The organism is Treponema berlinense, assembly GCF_900167025.1.
Lineage (GTDB): Bacteria > Spirochaetota > Spirochaetia > Treponematales > Treponemataceae > Treponema_D > Treponema_D berlinense.
Genome location: NZ_FUXC01000006.1, coordinates 1 through 18545, shown reverse-complemented (window position 1 = coordinate 18545; position 18545 = coordinate 1). Strand labels below are relative to the sequence as shown.

The 18545-nt window shown below is 39.6% G+C and carries 14 protein-coding genes and 1 pseudogene; 9 read left to right on the top strand and 6 right to left on the bottom strand.

Annotation, left to right across the window (positions count from 1 at the left end):
* Nucleotides 1-21: 21 nt before the first annotated feature.
* Entirely contained in the window at nucleotides 22-1281 is a 1260-nt protein-coding gene (locus tag B5D47_RS05950) for a glutamate-5-semialdehyde dehydrogenase (RefSeq protein WP_078930924.1), read from the bottom strand.
* Nucleotides 1282-1303: 22 nt separating this feature from the next.
* Nucleotides 1304-1840, bottom strand: a complete 537-nt coding sequence (locus tag B5D47_RS05945; RefSeq protein ID WP_078930923.1) for a hypothetical protein — start codon at nucleotides 1838-1840, stop codon at nucleotides 1304-1306.
* A gap of 222 nt (nucleotides 1841-2062) precedes the next feature.
* Between B5D47_RS05945 and B5D47_RS05940 the strand changes: the two genes are divergently transcribed.
* The 4 genes from B5D47_RS05940 to B5D47_RS05925 all read left to right on the top strand — a co-directional run bounded on the left by B5D47_RS05940 (nucleotide 2063) and on the right by B5D47_RS05925 (nucleotide 8567).
* Nucleotides 2063-3382, top strand: coding sequence for a hypothetical protein (locus tag B5D47_RS05940; protein WP_078930922.1), 1320 nt, complete (start codon nucleotides 2063-2065; stop codon nucleotides 3380-3382).
* Nucleotides 3383-3496: 114 nt separating this feature from the next.
* Entirely contained in the window at nucleotides 3497-5314 is a 1818-nt protein-coding gene (locus B5D47_RS05935; RefSeq protein WP_078930921.1) for an ABC transporter permease, read from the top strand.
* Between the two features lies 1 nt (nucleotide 5315).
* Nucleotides 5316-6971: an ABC transporter ATP-binding protein gene (locus B5D47_RS05930; RefSeq protein WP_078930920.1), complete on the top strand. Its 1656-nt coding sequence runs from the start codon at nucleotides 5316-5318 to the stop codon at nucleotides 6969-6971.
* A 204-nt stretch (nucleotides 6972-7175) separates the two neighbouring features.
* Nucleotides 7176-8567 (top strand): MATE family efflux transporter, encoded by a 1392-nt coding sequence (locus tag B5D47_RS05925; RefSeq protein WP_078930919.1) that lies wholly within the window; start codon nucleotides 7176-7178, stop codon nucleotides 8565-8567.
* Here B5D47_RS05925 and B5D47_RS05920 read toward each other — a convergent pair.
* The 3 genes from B5D47_RS05920 to B5D47_RS05910 form a co-directional block, all read right to left on the bottom strand.
* Entirely contained in the window at nucleotides 8495-9709 is a 1215-nt protein-coding gene (locus tag B5D47_RS05920; protein WP_078930918.1) for a galactokinase, read from the bottom strand. The two genes, B5D47_RS05925 and B5D47_RS05920, sit on opposite strands and share 73 nt — an antisense overlap.
* A gap of 254 nt (nucleotides 9710-9963) precedes the next feature.
* The gene (locus B5D47_RS05915) at nucleotides 9964-11010 is read right to left on the bottom strand and encodes an aldose epimerase family protein (protein WP_078930917.1); all 1047 of its coding nucleotides are present in this window, start codon (nucleotides 11008-11010) and stop codon (nucleotides 9964-9966) included.
* A 223-nt stretch (nucleotides 11011-11233) separates the two neighbouring features.
* On the bottom strand, nucleotides 11234-11839 hold the full coding sequence (locus B5D47_RS05910; RefSeq protein ID WP_078930916.1) for a recombinase family protein: 606 nt from the start codon (nucleotides 11837-11839) through the stop codon (nucleotides 11234-11236).
* A 217-nt stretch (nucleotides 11840-12056) separates the two neighbouring features.
* Here B5D47_RS05910 and B5D47_RS05905 point away from each other — a divergent pair, with 217 nt between their 5' ends.
* From B5D47_RS05905 to B5D47_RS05885, 5 genes are all read left to right on the top strand, one after another.
* Nucleotides 12057-13262 carry a hypothetical protein gene (locus B5D47_RS05905; protein ID WP_078930915.1) on the top strand — a complete coding sequence of 402 codons (1206 nt, stop codon included), beginning with the start codon at nucleotides 12057-12059 and terminating at the stop codon, nucleotides 13260-13262.
* Between the two features lie 36 nt (nucleotides 13263-13298).
* Entirely contained in the window at nucleotides 13299-14606 is a 1308-nt protein-coding gene (locus B5D47_RS05900) for a hypothetical protein (RefSeq protein ID WP_078930914.1), read from the top strand.
* Nucleotides 14607-14651: 45 nt separating this feature from the next.
* Nucleotides 14652-16262 carry a hypothetical protein gene (locus tag B5D47_RS05895; protein WP_078930913.1) on the top strand — a complete coding sequence of 537 codons (1611 nt, stop codon included), beginning with the start codon at nucleotides 14652-14654 and terminating at the stop codon, nucleotides 16260-16262.
* Between the two features lie 470 nt (nucleotides 16263-16732).
* Nucleotides 16733-17260 (top strand): hypothetical protein, encoded by a 528-nt coding sequence (locus B5D47_RS05890; RefSeq protein WP_078930912.1) that lies wholly within the window; start codon nucleotides 16733-16735, stop codon nucleotides 17258-17260.
* 203 nt (nucleotides 17261-17463) lie between these two features.
* Entirely contained in the window at nucleotides 17464-18189 is a 726-nt protein-coding gene (locus B5D47_RS05885; RefSeq protein ID WP_078930911.1) for a hypothetical protein, read from the top strand.
* Between the two features lie 94 nt (nucleotides 18190-18283).
* Here B5D47_RS05885 and B5D47_RS05880 read toward each other — a convergent pair.
* Nucleotides 18284-18545 (bottom strand): annotated as a pseudogene (locus B5D47_RS05880) (Rpn family recombination-promoting nuclease/putative transposase); the annotation flags it as partial.

Here is an 18545-nt window from a genome sequence, read left to right as displayed (position 1 = left end):
TTTGATTTTTTCAAGGACTTTCTAGCGAATCTGCCCGTCGCCGTCAATCAGATATTTTGTCGTCGTAAGAGCTTTGATTCCCATAGGTCCGCGGGCGTGCAATTTTTGAGTACTTATTCCCAGTTCCGCACCAAAACCAAATTCGCCGCCGTCGGTAAAGCGAGTGCTTGCATTTACGTAAACACAGGCAGCATCGATTTTTGACTGAAAAATGCGCGAATTCTGGCGGTTGTTAGTAACAATACATTCTGAATGTTTCGTGTTGTGGGAATTTATAAAATCAATCGCTTCGTCCAAAGTGGAAACGGTTTTTACAGAACAAATAAAGTCTAAAAACTCAAAGCCAAAGTCTTCGTCTGCGGCTTTTTTAATTTTTGCAGGATTTTGTACATTTTGGACAAATTTATACGATTTTTCGTCCAGTCTCAATTCAACTTTACCGGCAAATTTTTCGACAAGTCTTGGAATAAACTGATTTAAGATTTTTTCGTTTACGACAATTGTTTCTATTGCATTGCAGGCCCCCGGACGCTGAGTTTTTGCGTTCCAGGCAAGATTTAAGGCCATTTCGAGGTCTGCGCTTTCGTCAACATAAAGATGGCAAATTCCCGCTCCAGTTTGAATTACAGGAACTTTCGCCGTCTGAACAACCATATTTATGAGTTTTGCGCCACCACGCGGAAGAGCAACATCAACCTTTCCAACCGCTGTCAAAATCTGTTCAACTTCTTCATGGCTCTTGCACGGAGCGAGCGAAATTGCTTCTTCTACTCCATTTTCCGCATTTTTTAAGCCTTGTTTTATCGCTTTTTCAAGGGCAAGATTTGAATTTATCGCGGAAGAAGAGCCTCTTAAAAGAATTGCATTGCCGCTTTTGTACGCAAGAGCAAAGGCGTCAGCAGTCACATTCGGGCGGCTTTCGTAAATAATTGCAACAACTCCAAGCGGAACACGAACCTGCCGAATCGTCATGCCGGCAGGAGTTTTCCAGCCGGCAACTTCTTCTCCAACAGGATCGGTCTGACTTATTATCAATTTAAACGAATCAATTATTGAATCAATTTTTTTGTCATCAAGCGAAAGTCTTTCCACAAGACTCTCGCTCATTCCGCGTTCGCGTGCATTTTTTACATCGAGAGCATTTGCTTCAAGAATGATTTTTCGATTTTTTTCTATTGAATCAGAAACACTCAGCAAAGCCTCATTTTTTTGACTCGCAGTTTGCAAGGCAAGTTCAGATGAAGCGTTTTTTAAGCTGGCAGTTATTTTTTCAATATCCATAAATCAATCATCCGATAGAATTTTAGTAATTTGCAAGAAAATACATTCCAAGCAAAAGAAGGGCACGGCTTTTCTGTTCAGAAAAATTTGCTTTTTCCGGAAGATTTTGAATATACCACCAAAAAACTCCAAATTCTGGATCAATACGCAAAGAATATTCTTCAAATATTGGTTCCTTAGAAGTTGGTCCAAACATCAAGTAAACAACGTCAGACAAAATATGACCAAAACGGCTGTATTCATCTGCATATTTTCCAGCTTCGATATAAGCGCAGAACTGCTCCAGATTGTACAAAACTTGCTCTTTTACGGTTTCATCGTCTTTTTCAACCCAAGTTTTTTGAATCAAAAGCGTAAGATTTTTTTTAAATGAAGAAATTAGCTTCGAGTCATCACTACCAGCAAGAATTTCTGCAAAAATTTTTTCCGCATTAAACAGTCTGGAAATCGTTACTGCAAGCGAATTCACTTCCTGAACGTCTGCAACATCTTTAATTTTTTCAACTGCACTGATAATTTCTGGCTCTACAAATTCGCCAATCAAATTAGATTTTGTCATATAACAATTTTATAATTTTTCGGCTTATCTATTCAAGTGCAAGAAAAATGAAAATTTGACAGTTTGCAAATTCAGTCTCAAAATATATCAATAAAGTTAAATTAACTTTTGTCATTCTGACAGTGCACTTACGTGTAAGGTTTGCGTTGCAAACTTCATCATCAAAAAAAATCAAATCGAAAATCAGCTTTTTCGCGTTGAATTTTTAACGGAGGTTCTCAAATGAAAAAATCTTTATTTATTCTTTCGGCAGCTGCTATCACGCTGTTCGGTTTTGCTTCGTGCAATAAATCTCAGGCAAAAAAATCTGCCGTTCAGGAAATTATTTCTCAGGCAGAAAATATGACTTTTGATGAACTTTGCCAGAAGGCAATCGAAGAATCAAAAAATGCTACTTTAAAAGGAATTGGAAACTCAAGCCGCGGAAAAACTGCCGGAGCCTCATTCATCAAATATCTCAAGTCGCTTGATTCAAGTTACGCAGGAAAGATTGAATGGTCACAGCCAAAAAACAATTCAATCTTTACAACCCTCAATGTTGACTATAAAAGTGCAAATCCTGAATATTTTATGACACTTATTCAGGACGGAAACCAGATTCAGAGCAAGATGATGGACACTGGAGTTCTCCGCACATTTATTCCAAAAGAATGGGCAGAAGCAAACAAACTTGCAAAAAAAGATTATCCAGATCTTCTTCCTTTGCAGACTTTGAATAAAATTTTTATGTACAACCATTTGAACGGCGTAAAATTTACAAACTGCTGGGATTTTGTTGCTCCAGGAACACATGGCCTTTTCATGGGCGTAAATTCCGAACTTGTCGGCAAAAACTTCCTTTATATGCTCACTGCTGACAAATACGCAACCTGGCTCAAAAACGCATTTGACAAACTGCCAGCCGAAAAACAGGCTCAGTTTACTCCTGTACTCAATGAATGTGCAAAACTTGCAGAAAACTTTGGTCTTGAATCAAAGAACGCAAAATACGGTCTTGCTTACATTAAACTCTGGGTACAAAACTACAACGAAGAAACAGACGACGGTCCAATCTGCAACAGCATTGTAAAAACTTCTGCTGCCGGCGAATTTGCGCTCATCGTTTATTCAAAACTTCGTTCAGTTGCCGAAACAGCTGGCGTTTCTGTAAAAAATATTTCTGTTGCAGCTTACGAAGAAGGCTACAGCGGAATCGGTGGTTACGGATACAGCCACTATCTCGAAGTTATGGATTCTTCTCCATATCCATGGACTGCCTGCGCATTTATTTCTTACATGGTTACAAAACTTGACGGTTTTACAGCCTGGGGAAAAGACATGGGCGGTTACTCAGCAAACCCAGTTCTTGCAGCGGAAAACGAAGCAAAATTCCATCACAGCACAGCCGGTGGAAACGACTTCCCTGCTAAAAACGACAGAGGCTTTGAATGGTGGGCTGCAGAAAACGGTGGCGAACTCGTAATCGAAGATCCAAAATATTGTGCCGAAGTTTCAGTTGACCTCGGCGACTGGATTGACATTACACGTGCAAACCGCAAATAAGTTTTAACCCATTTTTGCCACAAAGCGAAAGTTGAGCCTGTCAAAATACATTATCCGTTTTGACAGGCTCTCTAACCTTTATGGAGTCAACTTTTTAAGCTGGAGGTGCTTTCTATGGCAAACAGCAATCTTCAGACCCAGCTGAAGCTCAACAAAATAAAAACATTTTTTTACAAACCACAAAATGTAATTCTTCTCTTATGCGGAATTGTCCTTTCTGTAACGACAATTGCTCCAATCCTGTATTTGATTCAAGATACGGTGGCAGTTCATGCAGGAACAGTCGATTCCTTAAAAACCGGTTTAAAAGAAGGTCAAATGACTTTCTACAACTGGATTGATCTTTTTACTGGCCGACTTGCAAAAGCAAATTTATGGACACCACTTCTAAACACTGTCCTTCTTTCTGTTTTTGCCTGCATTATTGCAATTTTTTACGGCGGTCTTTTTGCATATTTAATCACCCGAACAAATTTAAAATTCAAAAAATATCTTAGCGCAATCTTTATTTTCCCTTACATTATGCCACAGTGGACGCTTGCCATGGTCTGGCGAAACGCTTTTAACAGCAATGCCGTAACTGGCGGTTCAGACGGACTTTTGGCCTCGCTTTTTGAAATAAAAATGCCTTTATGGTGGTGCCAGGGAATTTTTCCTTCAAGCATAGTTCTCGGTCTGCACTACGCGGCCTTTGCATATATTTTAATCGGTGGAATTTTCCGCAACATGGACGCAAACCTCGAAGAAGCGGCAACAATTCTGGATACTCCAAAATGGAAAATCTTCCTTCACGTGACAATCCCTCTCGTAAAACCTGCAATTCTTTCGACAATTTTGCTCGTTTTTGGAAGTTCGATGGGAAGTTATCCTGTTCCGCATTATTTAAGCCTCGAAACGCTTTCTACAAAATATGTCGGTTTGAGTTCTGGACGTGCCGGAGAAGCCAGCGTTATTGCAGTAATAATGATGGTTTTTGGAATTGCAATCCTTCTTTTAAACCAAAGAAGCACTTCAAGCCGTCAGAATTTTACAACCGTAACTGGAAAATCCGGCCAAATTTCAAAAGCAAATCTCGGAAAAGTCGGAAAATATTTAATTGCGTTTATTTTTATCGTAGTTACGCTTTTTACAAGCATTTATCCGATTATTTCGTTCGCCATTGAAACATTCCTGCCAAATCCAGGCGACTACAGTTTCTTAAAAACAGGCGATTTTGAAATGCTTACGACAAAATGGTGGACAACTTCAGACACCTTGGGCGAATACGGACTTTTTGGACAGCTCGGAATTCTGCACAACGTTCAAATCTGGAAATCTTTCTGTGGACAATTGTTTGTTGCAGTCTGCTGCGCACTTTGCGCCGGAACAATCGGAACCCTGGTCGGCTATGCAGTAAGCAAAAACCGCAGAAGCAAGAGCGCCGCCTATGTAAATTCGGTGGCATTTTTGCCTTATCTTATGCCTTCTCTTTCTGTCGGTGTAGCCTACTTAATTTTTGGAAAAGCACTTTCGATTGGCGGAACCTTCCTTATATTGATTCTTGTTGGAACGGTAAAATACATTCCTTTTGCAAGCAGAAGTTCGCTCAATTCAATGCTGCAACTTTCCGGAGAAATCGAGGAAGCCGCAATAATTCAGAATATTCCTTGGGTAAAGCGAATGTTTGGAATCATAATTCCAATTCAAAAAAGCTCGATTCTTTCGGGATTTTTGCTTCCGTTTATGACCTGTCTGCGAGAACTGACGCTCTTTATGCTTTTGTGCGACCAGTTCAAGATTATGACAACGGCAATGGACTATTTTGACGAAATGGGACTTTACGCCTTCTCAAGCGGAATGAACCTTATTCTTATCATTACGATTTTAATTTTTAACGCTTTAGTAAACAAACTTACAGGCGCAAGCATTGACAAAGGTGTAGGAGGTAACTGATATGCCACAGATAAAACTTACAAATGTTACAAAACGCTGGGGAAAATTCTTTGGTGTTGATAAATTGAATCTTGTCATTGACGACAATTCATTCGTTACTCTCCTCGGACCTTCCGGCTGCGGAAAAACAACAACCTTAAGAATGATTGCCGGTCTCGAAACTCCAACCAGCGGAAAAATCGAAATCGGCGACACTGTTGTTTTTGACAGCGAAAAAGGAATAAATATTCCTGCAAACAAGCGAAAAGTAGGATTTTTGTTCCAAAATTACGCGCTCTGGCCAAATATGACGGTTTATAAAAATATTGCCTTCGGTTTGAGCAATATTTCCGAAGAACTGCCAGTTTATGACTTTGAAGCAAAAACTGCTGACCAGATTACACAAATTTTGCGCGGTTCTGTCGAACTTGTGGAACTGATAAACGGCTGCAAAGGCAAAGACGGAAAAATCGATGAAGAAAAAGTTCTCTTAAAAATCATTGATACTTTTACGGTTTCGATGTTTACTGCAAAAAAAATATTTGCAATGAAACTCCAGAATGAAGAATTCCCGTCAGAAAAAGCAAATTCGCTGTGCAAAGAATACGAAGCAAAAATCAAAACTATTGAAGAAAATTACAAACAAAAAGGAATTTCCTTAAATGACGATTTTGCTCTGGTTCAAAACGGAAAAATGCTCACAAAAACGCGCAAACTCACTTCTGAAGAAATTGACCTTGCCGTGCGCCGTGTAAGCCGCGTCGTAAAAATCGGAATGTTTATGGACCGCTATCCGGCAGAACTTTCGGGCGGACAGCAGCAGCGCGTAGCAATCGCAAGAACACTTGCTCCAGAACCAAGCGTACTTTTTATGGACGAACCGCTTTCAAACCTCGATGCAAAACTCCGGTTAGAAATGCGATACGAACTTCAGCGGCTGCATATCGAAACAGGAAGCACTTTTGTCTATGTAACCCACGACCAGCTCGAAGCTATGACCCTTGCAACAAAAATCTGTCTTATAAACAACGGTGTTTTGCAGCAGTACGACGCTCCGCTAGACGTTTACAATCACCCGAACAACCTTTTTGTCGCCGATTTTGTAGGAAATCCTTCTATTAACTTTATCGACGCAAAAGGAGAACAGACAGCCGACAAGCTTGAACTTACGCTCTTTGGCGACAAAAAATTGATTTTTAAGCCGGAAACAAAAAACGGAGAAGAATTCAATTTGGAAAAATGGTACAAAACCAGAGATGCCGACGAAGTTGAAACAGCAAAAAAACTCGAGGACGAGTCAAAACAAAAAGGTTATGTTGAAAAACAGAACAAGGACGAAGTTTTTAAGTATCACATTGCAAAAGTGAACGAAGAAGAAGGCTTTGCTGCAAAAAAAGATTCACCGGCTCAAAACGGCGACTTTGTTCTTGCAGTCCGTCCAGAATTCATAAAACTGACCGAAAATGGAAAATTTGACGGCGAAATTCGGGGAGCGTTGCCGACAGGAATGGAATCGACAATAAAAATCAGCATTGGCGAGTTTTTGTTGACAAGCGTTGTTTTTGGCGGCGTAACGTTCAAAATTGGAAGCAGTCAAAAATTCGATTTTACCGGCAACGACTTAATGCTTTTTGACAGAAAGAGCGGAAAACTCATTACGCACGGAAAAATTGAATAGTTTGTCCTGATTTTCAAAAAATGGCGGTTTTTCTGTAAAAAGACAAGCCGCTGTTTTTTTGAAAGCAAATCCTAGCCCGTGCCGGAACAGCGCGAAGCGTCCGCCGCGGCGGATGAAGCGAAAGCGGAACTGTGGAGCGGACGGTTAGAGCAAAAAATATGCTCCAGAATTTCATTTTTCTTTTATTAGTTATAAAATATTTTTATGGTAACATCTTCTCTTAAACGTTTTGTGCATCCTGATTTGTTGCATGGAAGCATTTTTAAGGCAATTGTGCTTTTTACGTTGCCACTTTTTGTTTCATATATTTTTCAGCAGCTTTATAATGCGGCAGACACGGTTATTATCGGGCGACTTTTGGACGACAACGCGCTTGTCAGCATTGGAGCATGCACGGCTCTTTACGAACTTTTGGTCGGTTTTGGAATTGGTTTTGGAAACGGTCTGAGCATTGTTGCGGCAAAAGCTTTTGGGGCAGGGGAAGTTGAAAAATTAAAAAAAATTACGGCGGCTTCGATTGTAATTACAATTTTTGTTACCGTTTTTATTATGATTTTGACGGCTTTTGGGCTAAAACCAATTATGGTTCTTTTAAAAACGCCAGCCGACCGTCTGAACGAAGCGTATTCTTATATTTCGGTGATTACGCAGTTTTGCGGAGTTTTATTTGCATATAATCTTTTTGCAGGAATGTTGCGCGCTATCGGAAATTCTTTTGTTCCGCTCTTGTTTTTGATTTTTTCTTCGGTTTTGAATGTAATTCTGGATTTTGCTTTTATAAAGGCGACAGGTTCAATCCGAGGAGCTGCAATTGCGACGGTGATTGCGCAGTTTGTGTCGGGATTGCTCTGTCTTATCTACATTTTCTGCGCAGCAAAAATTCTTGTTCCGTCTTTTAAACATTTTTCGTTCGACAGTTCGCTTTACAAAGACCTGATAGGGCAGGGGCTTTCCATGGCATTTATGGGAGCAATCGTCCATTCGGGAACTGTAATCCTTCAAAGCGCCATTAACTCGCTCGACCAGATGATAATTGCCGGCCACCTTTGCGCCAGAAAAATTTTTACCCTGACAAACATTCCAATTATTACGCTTGGACTTGCCGCTTCGACCTTTGTTTCGCAGAATTACGGAGCCGGACAAATTGAGAGAATCCGAAAAGGTGTAAGAATTTCGATTTTTATAACAATTGTCTGGACATTTTTGCTTTTTTTGCCGGCGTGGTTTTTAACGGAAGATTTAATAAAATTTATTACAAATTCAACAAACCCAATTCTCCTTGATTACGCAAAAAAATACATCCTGTTTACTCTGCCTTTTTACCTTGTTTTGGGCGGACTTATCGTAATCCGGAATGCATTGCAGGGTTTTGGACAAAAAATTCTGCCTTTAATTTCGAGCGTAATTGAACTTGCAGGCAAAATTACATTCACCTGCCTTATAATTCCAAAACTCGGAAAATGGGGAGTTATTCTGTGCGAACCGCTGATTTGGTGCGTAATGCTCGTGCAGCTTTTGACAGTTTATCTGCGGCTTATCAGAGGCAATTCGTGCACACCGTCGCCAGAGCCACAGGCAAAAAATCCTGCCGAATAACCAATTTTTTGAGTATAAGCCTTTTGGACATTTTCAATAAAAGAATCGATTTTTTGTTTTTGAACCAAGGCGATTGCGCAGCCACCAAAACCAGCTCCAGTCATTCTTGCGCCCAAACAGCCGTCCTGTTTCCATGCGCTTTCTGCAAGAGTGTCGAGCTCAATTCCGGTAACTTCGTATTTTGAGCGGAGCGACTCGTGGCTTTCGTTCAAAAGTTTACCGAGAGCCTCTAAATCTCCGTTTTTTAAGGCAACGGCCGCTTTTAAGACGCGTTGATTTTCAAAAACACAATGTTCCGCCCTTTTTTGCAAAATTTCGTCTTTTATGAGCGATTTATTTTTTTCCCAGTCTTCAGCCGAAAGTTCGCAAAGAGCATTGATTTTAATTCCGGCAGATTGCAGAATTTTCAAGCCCTGCTCACATTCTGCACGGCGTTCGTTGTATTTTGAATCCGAAAGTTTCCGCACCTTGTTCGTATTCATTACGATAAAACAGCAGTCGCCGAGTTCAAGCGGAACATATTCGTATTCGAGGGTTGCACAATCCAGAATTTCAGCAAAATTCTTTTTTCCGGTTGCAATAATGAACTGATCCATAATTCCGCACTTTGTATTCATAAAACGGTGCTCGCTCATCTGCCCGATTTTTGCAATTTCTGTCCTGCTCACGTCAAAACCAAAAGTTTCGCAAACTGCAAAGGCAAAACCACATTCCAAAGCCGAAGAAGACGAAATTCCGCCGCCAGCAGGAATATTTGACGCCATTAAAATTTCAAAGCCGCAGTCAAAAACAAGGCCTTTTTCTTTTAACTGAGTCAAAATTCCATTCAAATAATTCGCATAATCGTTCTCTTTTGAATAAGCAAAATTTTCGTTTATATCAAACTCAAAACTGAGCGGAAATTTTACGTCTTTATAAAAAATTTTCGAATCGCGCCGTTTCCTAATCGCCACGTACAAATAACGGTTAATGCATGCCGGAAAAACCTTGCCGCCGTTGTAGTCGATATGTTCGCCAATAATATTTATTCTGGCCGGAGAAGCAAAAATCCGCACGGAGTCCTTCTCGCCGCCGTAAATTTCCAAAAAGTCATTCAAAAGTTCTTCCGGTGAATATTCTTTTTTTGTAAGTGAATTTTCCATTTTGTCCTCCAGAGCAAAAATTCAATATTCGGGTGGCTTTTTGTTCCACAAAAACCGGGCTTTTCGGGGTTCCGGCTTTCGCCTGCATTCCTCCGCAAAGCTCCGGAACAGCTCCGCCGCCCCTACAATCCCTGCCACGCAAGTGGCAGGTCGTGCGATTTAGCGCACAATATAATCAACGAGTTTTGCGTCAGCAAAAGTCGCAGCGTGCTTGCACGCAATATCCCTGCCACAAAACAGCAGGTCGTGCACTTTTAACATTTTTCTGTCAAAAATTCATAAATTGTTTTTTGATAATATTCTTCGCCAGAGCGCAAAATGCAATCTGGAAAATTTTTATGGTTCATGCAGTCCGGAAAACGCTGGGCTTCAAAGCAAAGTCCGTCAAAAGGCTTTTGCAAAACTCCGCTTTTTCCCGTAAAGTTTTCAAGATAATTTCCGGTATAAAACTGAATTCCGCGCTGGTTTGTATAAATGTTCATTTTTATGCCGGATTTTTCAGATTTGCACCAACCGGCTTTTTCCACATTTTTTTCGTCCGCTTTTGTCACAAAACAGTGGTCATAACCGCGCATTCCCGTCATTTTTTGCAATTTTTCTAAATCTTTACCAACGAGTTTTGGCTCCAAAAAGTTAAACACAGAATTTTCATCTTTACAAACATCCAAAAATTCTCCCGTCGGAATCATCTCGTCCACTTTTAAAATCTGCTGACAATCCAGACAGACAGTGTGATTTAAAATATTTTCTCCCTTGCAACCGTTCAAATTAAAATATGCGTGATTTGTTAAATTTATTGGAGTCGGTTTGTCTGTTTTTGCAAAATATTCGAGAACAAGCTGATTCTTGGAATTTAATGAATAAATAACTTTTAATTCGAGATTTCCAGGAAAATTCTGCTCGCCGTCGCGGCTCAATCTTGTAAAAACAATTCCGGCGTTGTCGTCCGTCAAAAAAGGTTCGGCCTGCCAGATTTGCTTTTCGTAACGAAAAAATCCGCCGTGCAAACAGTTTTTGCCGTTATTTACGTCCAAAACATAATTTTTTCCGTCAAGAAAAAATTTTCCGCCGGCAATTCTGTTGGCAAACCGGCCGACAATTGCATTGTGCGCCTGAGTTCCATTTTTCCAGCCAGAAAAAGTATCAAAACCTAAAAGAACATCGGTTTTTTCGCCGTTTTTGTCTGGAACAAAAAGATTTGTAATCGTACAGCCAAAATTCATTGCAGAAAAACTCATCTGTCCGTTAGAAACAGTCCAGCCGTCAACATTTTCTTCTATATTGAAATGCAAAATGTCCATAATCTATATTCAAGCCGAAAACACGATTTGTCAAGAAAGATAAAAAAACCGCCTGCTAAAACTAAAAACTTTTAAGAACCGCCAAACTTAGCCCGGATCGGAACAGCGCAAAGCGTTCAAAAGGCGGAAAAGTTTTCCGCCCTTTGAATGGAGCGTAAGCGGAACTGTGGAGAAGCCGGTTTGTAGTTGTGGTGCGCTCCTAAACAGAAAAATCTGACCAATTCTAATTTTTAAACATAATTCTGCACAAATGACGGTCGAGCGTTTTCCACGAAACTCCGAGTTCCCGGGCAAGAGAAGATTTTGTGCGTCCCTGGAGAATTTCTTTTTTTATGTAATCGCTGTTTTGAGAAAGTTTGTAAATCGTTGATTTTTGGCCTTTTTTGCGTCCAATGTGCTTGCCTTCCCGGCGAACCCGGTTTAGCCCGACTTTTGTGCGCTCAGAAATAAGCTGCCGTTCAATTTCTGCCGAAAGTCCGAACGCAAATGCCAAAACTTTTGACTGAATGTCGTTACCAAGCCTGTAACCGTCTTTAATTGTCCAGACTTTTACGCCGTTTTCCAAAAAATGCTGCAAAACGTTCATAATCATAATGAGCGACCGGCCAAAACGCGAAATTTCCGTGCATATTATAAGGTCGCCTGAATGAGCCGAGTTCATAAGAATTTTACCGAGTTTGCGGTTTTCTGGCCGCTTAGTTCCGCTTATTTTTTCTTCAATCCAAGAATCAATTTTTAGACCATTAAGCTGGCAGAATTTTTCAATTTCCATCTGCTGATTTTCCAAATTCTGGTGGCTGGTCGAAACCCGAATGTAACCGTAAGTCATTTAATATCTCCAAAAAAATAAAATTTAAAGAATATAGTAGCACACTTCACAAACATCCCCACAAAAGAAAAACCAAAAAATATAAAACACATAGCCGAAAAAAATTAAACATCCCGCAAAAAAGTCAAGCCCCCCAAAAAACGCAAAAATACACCAAAACCCTATTAAAAAAAACCGTTGGTTTAAATTCCATAGAAAAATAGGAGGATTTTTTATTATGAAAAAAATCGTAGCCGCAGCAGCAGCTGGGTTGATTCTTGCTGGTACTGCATTTGCTGAAATAAGTTTTTCTTATACTGGCAAAAATTATTTCAAGTCAAGTGCTGGTAATCTTGACTATGACAGCCGGACAGACTGTATGTCGCTTTCTATAAGCAGCAAAAGTGCCGGTGCTGTTGTCGACTTTGATACTGATGCTGGTGAGCTGGTTCAGGATGAATATTATGGCTGGATGACTTTTGGTCTTCCTGCTGGAAATCTTCAGATTACTGCCGGTTCCTGGAATGGTCGGTATGCAGATCGTGTAAAAAGCGATGCCGGGGACTTGGACAGTTCTGATTTTGAACTTTACAAGCCAGGTGTAATTAATGGTCTTGGTGGAAAGGATTCAGATAACCTTACTCAGTGCAAAATGGCAATGACTGCTGCTTATACAAATACTGATTTGCTGCCTGGAACTCTTATGGTAAAACTGGCTCTTGTAAAAGGAACCTGGGATCCTGAGGCCAAGACTGCTACAACCGCAAAGGAAGATGGAGACGTTGATGACAGCGACTTGATTCTTTCTTCTGGTTTTGCTGGTGAAGTTGCTTTCCGTGCAGAAAATCTGATCAACGCAAATATCGCTTTCCGCTGGCTGGAGAAAAAATCTTTCTCTATTGCTGGTTTCGTAAGTCCTCTTATGTTTGAAAAAGTTCGGGCAACTGTGGGATTCACCTTTGCTTCAGTAAACAACTATGCAAAATATAATTCTGCTGACGGAAAAACTTCCGACTGGGCTGACGGTGCAACTGAATTTGCTCTTGACCTGCGTCTGCGCTACCAGATTACAGAAAAACTTGCTGTAACAACAATGCACAATCTTTCCAGCTATGCCGACTTGCCTAGCGGAAGTGTTGTTGAAAAGGCTCGCGAATACGGTGATAACACTCTGGTTCTCTGGGACATGATTAACGTTACATACAAGCCAGAAGACAAGATTACCGTAGGTTACACTCTCAATGCTGTATTCAGCGGACTTGATTCTGATCACACATTTACTGGTGCTGACCTGATTACAACTCCTTACATAAGAATTGATGCGAATTCAAATGTTGCAGTTACTGCCGGTGCAAGAATTGCAGTGAACGGTCTCAATCCTGAAATTGACGGACACGAAACCATGGACGTAACTGTTCCTGTTCTGTTCTCATTCAGCCTTTAATAAAAATTTTTTCTAACGATTATTTGGAGGAAATAAATGAAAAAAATAATAAGCGCGCTTGCAATTGGAGCGATTGTAGCAGGATCGGCTTTTGCTGATATGACAGTCGGTCTTAACTATCGCAATGGCGCAAGCCTTTTTAAGTATACAAACAAAGGTGCCGATGCCCGTACAGCCGACAGTTACGGCAACGTATATGATGGTTCCGGCTACGACAAGAATGGTGCCTCTATGGAAGCACTCAATCTTACAGGCTGGAACTCTGGAAAAGACAGCGTGAGCCTTAAAGTTGCAGGCGATGTATTCTCCCTCGCAGCAAACATCCAGCCTACAGTAACCAGCAATGCTATTATTTTCCATGCACTTACAACCACAATCACACCAGGAAGATTTACTTTTACAGCAGGATGGAACGGTGATGGTCTTATGGACATGCGCGTAAAGACTGACGCCGATGCTGGAAACGAAGAAGGCAAGGTATTTGAACGCTTTAAATTGGGTTCAGCATTTAACGGTTCTGACGGTCTGTGTGCAAACAACCGCGTTTCTTTTAATACAGGTCGCAACTTCTTTGCATTGGCAGGATATGATCTCCGTGTAAAGAAAGGCGTTACAGTAAACATGCAGGGATCCCTCATGTTTGACCGCGAATGGGACACTTCTGCAGAAAAGAACGACGGAAATCTGGGTTGGGGTCTGTTCGTAACTCCAAAAATTGGTGGTGTTCTTGATGCACAGGTTTTTGTAAAGAGTATTCTTAAGGGAGCAGCTGGTGAAGACAAAGTGGCTGAATTCGTAACAGGTGCTTACATAAAGCCTAACTTCCTTTCTGTGCTTACTGATTCTGCCATCGGAGGTTCAGTAGTTATAACAGATGGAAACCTTATGGAATACAACTTTGACTGGCGTGCATACCTGAAGGTTAATAAGGCTCTTTCAGTTACCTACTACGGAAAATTTTCTAAGCTCGTTTCTGACGATGACACAGGATACCTGCCATGTGATGGTGCTGCAGTTTCTGCAATTGGCGATAACACTTCATTCACTTCTTCACAGGTATTGTGGAACATGATTGCAGCCCGCTACAAGTTCAACGGAACTGTAACAGGTGTTCTTGCTGTAAGCGAACTTACAGACTTGGATGACGGTTTTAACAACGGACGGGAATCTGCTGACGGAACACAGCTGGCAATTCATCCACACGTACAGTTGTACGCCGCAAAAAATGCAACAATTTCTGCCGGAATTTCTGCTTCCTTTGGTGGAATTGGTGCTAATAAAGATGCAAACAAAGACGTGGACGTAATCATCAACGTGCCAGTTCTTTTACGTGTAAAGATGTAGGAACTTTTCCTGCAGTTTGAATAAAAAATATTTTGGGAGATTAAAATGCTTAAATCAAAATTTTTTAAGTTTTCCGCGTTTTCAATCGCTGCAATTGCTTTAGCATTCAATTTTGCAGCCTGTGATTCGGGAAATGATGAATTTTTACCTGAAACCCCAACGACATATGAAGACTTGTCAGGTCTTGAATCCACTGGAGACGGAATTTGTACATCAAACTGGACATTTGCTACAGATAAAGCCTCTATAGGTTCTAGTGAAGTATCTTTGGAAGGTAAAGAGATTCCTGCTGATGAAGGTGAGGGGGCAACCCTTGTTGGTGCAAATGGATTAGGAATAAAATTTAACACAGGACTTCAGGCATCACGAAAATCTGTTGATCTTGACGTTAACCCTGGGGATGGTCCAGCACTCAAACTTACAACAAAGGCACGGACAAACTTAACCTTCAAAGTTGCAGGTGCTGGTGCAGCTGATCCTTCAAGAATCTTTTTAGTTACCAATGAAGCAGGAGATCCTATCGTATTTAAGAAAAGTCTTTCATCTGTTTCAGGAATTGAAAGTGCTACAGTTTTCCACATAAAAGGAGCTCCAGCAGGTGTTTATTACATCTATTTTAACGGATCCAAGATTTGGGGAATCAATGCAAAATCCAGTGACAACGATGTTACAAAACCAAACCCATACGTAGAAGAAGATGTAAATAACTGGAGTATAAGTGCTGATAAACCTACTTTTACAGCCATTACTCAGGCAGCACAGATTACATTAAAAGATCAAGATGGTAATGATGTTACAAATTCTGCCGTTTGGAAAGTAATGAGTGGAGCAGACATTGCAGAAGTGGATGCTACCGGCAAGGTTAAAGCCAAAACTGCAGCCAGTGAAGGATCAGTAAGTGTACGTGGTCGCATCGGAAGATTCTATAAAGATATTCCTCTTGAAATCAACAAGAACGAAGACCTTCTCAATGTAGATAGTTTTGTAACGACAGTTGCTTCTGGTAACCTGCCTAAAGTTGACACAAAAATCACAGACTTCAGCGAGAAAGGTGCCGATATTGCTAAGGTGCTTAAAACAAACGTAACAGGTAACTCCGCTCTTGTAACTGCCGAAAGCGCAACCATTGAAATTGGAGACGTTCTTAAAACCCTTTGCTTAAAAGCTGACATTGACGGAACTGAGGGTGCTTGTAAGTACGTTTATAATGAAGAGACCTCAAAGTACGAAAAATCTGATGAAGCTCCAGAAGTAACGGGAGATGAATTTTGGCAGATTAAAAATCCTGCTTCTGCAAACGGTGGATTACATGTAAAAGGCTTCCCTGTAGCTCCAACCGAAACAGGAAGCGTTCTTTATACGCTTAAATTAAAGGTAAAGCCAGCTGCTGGCAAAAATCTGAAAGTAACAGGTGTAATGGCTGCACTTAATGCAGGTAAAGGTGCTGATACTATGAAGTGTGATGTTTATGTAGGTGAAAACTTACAAGGAACATTGTCTTCTACAAAAGGTGGAATAGATCCAGTTCCTGCTATGTTTGAAACTGCCTATAACTTAACCGGTGAAACAGAATTTGTTTTCAAAATTGTATCTAATAGTATCAAAAATGGACAGTCTGTTCAGCTTCATGATTTAAGCTTACTTATTGAAGAATAGGAAAGCAAACTCTGCTTAATGTCTTGGAAAGGGAAGAGTGATTTACCTTTCCGGGACATTTTACCGTACCGTAAAACAAATCCTGCCCGCATAGAGCCGTTAAAAACTCCGAGAAAAACAAACAAACGGCACTGTGCGGGCTTTTTTTTGCCCGTTAAAAACGTATGTACATCTTTGTAAATTATGCGTCTAGTTGATGTTTTTAAGATAGAATAGATTTTTTCCTTCCTATTCATCCTCCCACTACGTAAATACACCTGTCCAGAATCATCATCTAAAAAAATCGTAAAATTCTCAATTTTTCCCCACTAAAAATGTGCAAAATTTGAATTTCGTTGCCAATTAAATAGTAGATACAAAAAAACGCAAAGCAGCGTAAAAACGCAAATCGGAAACTGATGTTTCCTCATTAACATTAGATGAAAATATAAAAAAAGGCGGCTTACTTTCTGAGCAAATCAATAAACTGATTGATAAAAAAAAATCCAGAAAATTTTAGTGCTGAAGAACGTTTCTTAAAAGCAGATGAGATTTTTAGAGAAAAAATGCAAGAAATTGCAAATATTCAAATAATTAACAGAGAAGATTTTCTTTCCTCAGAAGCTTATTCAGAACAGGTTGCAAGTATTTTTACTTATATAGATTCCAGAGCATTTTTAAGCGGATACCAAAAAATTCAAAGCATAGGCCGAAAAAAAGCACGTATTATAATGCAAGAACTTGGCTTAAAAGGAATGTTTCGTTTTGATTTTAATTTTGAAAAAAAACTTGTTCAAGGAAACAAATGGAATGGCGAAGTTTCTGCCTTAGCAGAAATGAAAGTTTTTATAATCGGAGCAAACGGAAAGGAATCAAGACCAATAACTTATACTTCGCTTTCACCAGAAAAAATTGAAATTTCTGGAAAAAATTATGATCAGCAAGCTTTGGTCGATTTATTTCCAGCATTAATAGAAAACTTGATTTCAAAATTTATTATGGACTATTTTTTGGAATAAAAGAGTTTTAAAATTAGCAATTCTGAGTAAAAAAAAACAGGGGATAAGATAAAAACAGCCAAAAATGGCGTCTGTTTTTATCTTTACAAGTTTGCATTGCAAACTTACTAATCAATTGCAATTTCTCACTTTTCTACGAAATTGCAATAAAAAGGCAATTCTAAAACTGAAGTTTTAATCTTGACTTTTTATGGGAGTTAAACATGAAAAAACTAAACATTGGTTTTTTAGCGATATTTACAACTATTTTTCTTTCTAGTTGTATTTCAAATAATTTTGCAATTAAAGCAAATGAACCAGTTGCCATACTTTCTGTTCGTGGAACTTTAAATGTTCCATGGTTGGAAGAACGCGATGATGATTATAAAGATTTGGACGGAATGATTACAAATTCAATAAATAAAATCTTTGGCAAAAATAATCCAGAAATTCAGACTGCCCAAGACCGAATAAATTATGCAGATGAACAATTTGCATATCTTTTAGAAACAAACATGGGAATTACAGTTGTTCCTAAGGATAAAATAATCAATTCAAAACAGTATAAAGCAATTACACCGTCAATTTTTACATTTTCGGATACAAAAATTTATGCTGACAATTACAAAAAAATTGATGAAATCGGTTCTCAAAAAACAAAACTTTTGTTACGAGAACTGAACGCAAAAAGCACAATTTTTGTAACATTTACTTTTAATAAAAAGGTTGTCGAAGGCTCTAAATTAAAAGGTCAAATTACAGCGTCCGTAACAATGGATGTTGATGTTTACGATTGTAGAGGGCATCAAAAAATTATGGATACTTTTACCGCTGATTCTAGCCAACTTGTCGAAATTTTAAAAACAAATTATGACAAAGACGCACTTGTCGAACTTTTTCCAGAAATTATTGATCTTGTAATAAACCAATTTATCGTAAAATATATGTAATTTTTTACAGAGGGCTGTCCAAAAAAGAAAGAACAGCCCCTTTTTTACGGCTTATGAGCTGGTAAAAGAAGAGGCACTTGTAAAAAAATTTGATTTAAGACTGTTTGAGTTTATCGACTTGAGAAATCTCCAGTCCGGTGCACTTAGCTACAATTTCTGCCGGAATATTGTTTTCGAGCATCTTTTTGGCAGTTTCGATAGTCTTTTCGTTTAGTTTTTCATTAAGTTTTTCATTTAGTCTTTCGTTTGTCCGGGCCTCGACCTGCAGCTTAATCTCCTGTTCGATTGTCATATATCTGTGCCTCCACTGGGCATTCATTTTTACACGCTCGACCAACGCGGACAATCTGTCTGTA

What these genes read in the sequence shown, in the direction of transcription:
- B5D47_RS05945 (WP_078930923.1), bottom strand. Translation starts at nt 1,840, where the DNA reads ATGACAAAATCTAATTTGATTGGCGAATTTGTAGAGCCAGAAATTATC.
- B5D47_RS05905 (WP_078930915.1), top strand. Translation starts at nt 12,057, where the DNA reads ATGAAAAAAATCGTAGCCGCAGCAGCAGCTGGGTTGATTCTTGCTGGT.
- B5D47_RS05900 (WP_078930914.1), top strand. Translation starts at nt 13,299, where the DNA reads ATGAAAAAAATAATAAGCGCGCTTGCAATTGGAGCGATTGTAGCAGGA.
- B5D47_RS05910 (WP_078930916.1), bottom strand. Translation starts at nt 11,839, where the DNA reads ATGACTTACGGTTACATTCGGGTTTCGACCAGCCACCAGAATTTGGAA.
- B5D47_RS05915 (WP_078930917.1), bottom strand. Translation starts at nt 11,010, where the DNA reads ATGGACATTTTGCATTTCAATATAGAAGAAAATGTTGACGGCTGGACT.
- B5D47_RS05950 (WP_078930924.1), bottom strand. Translation starts at nt 1,281, where the DNA reads ATGGATATTGAAAAAATAACTGCCAGCTTAAAAAACGCTTCATCTGAA.
- B5D47_RS05920 (WP_078930918.1), bottom strand. Translation starts at nt 9,709, where the DNA reads ATGGAAAATTCACTTACAAAAAAAGAATATTCACCGGAAGAACTTTTG.
- B5D47_RS05925 (WP_078930919.1), top strand. Translation starts at nt 7,176, where the DNA reads ATGGTAACATCTTCTCTTAAACGTTTTGTGCATCCTGATTTGTTGCAT.
- B5D47_RS05935 (WP_078930921.1), top strand. Translation starts at nt 3,497, where the DNA reads ATGGCAAACAGCAATCTTCAGACCCAGCTGAAGCTCAACAAAATAAAA.
- B5D47_RS05885 (WP_078930911.1), top strand. Translation starts at nt 17,464, where the DNA reads ATGAAAAAACTAAACATTGGTTTTTTAGCGATATTTACAACTATTTTT.
- B5D47_RS05940 (WP_078930922.1), top strand. Translation starts at nt 2,063, where the DNA reads ATGAAAAAATCTTTATTTATTCTTTCGGCAGCTGCTATCACGCTGTTC.
- B5D47_RS05930 (WP_078930920.1), top strand. Translation starts at nt 5,316, where the DNA reads ATGCCACAGATAAAACTTACAAATGTTACAAAACGCTGGGGAAAATTC.
- B5D47_RS05895 (WP_078930913.1), top strand. Translation starts at nt 14,652, where the DNA reads ATGCTTAAATCAAAATTTTTTAAGTTTTCCGCGTTTTCAATCGCTGCA.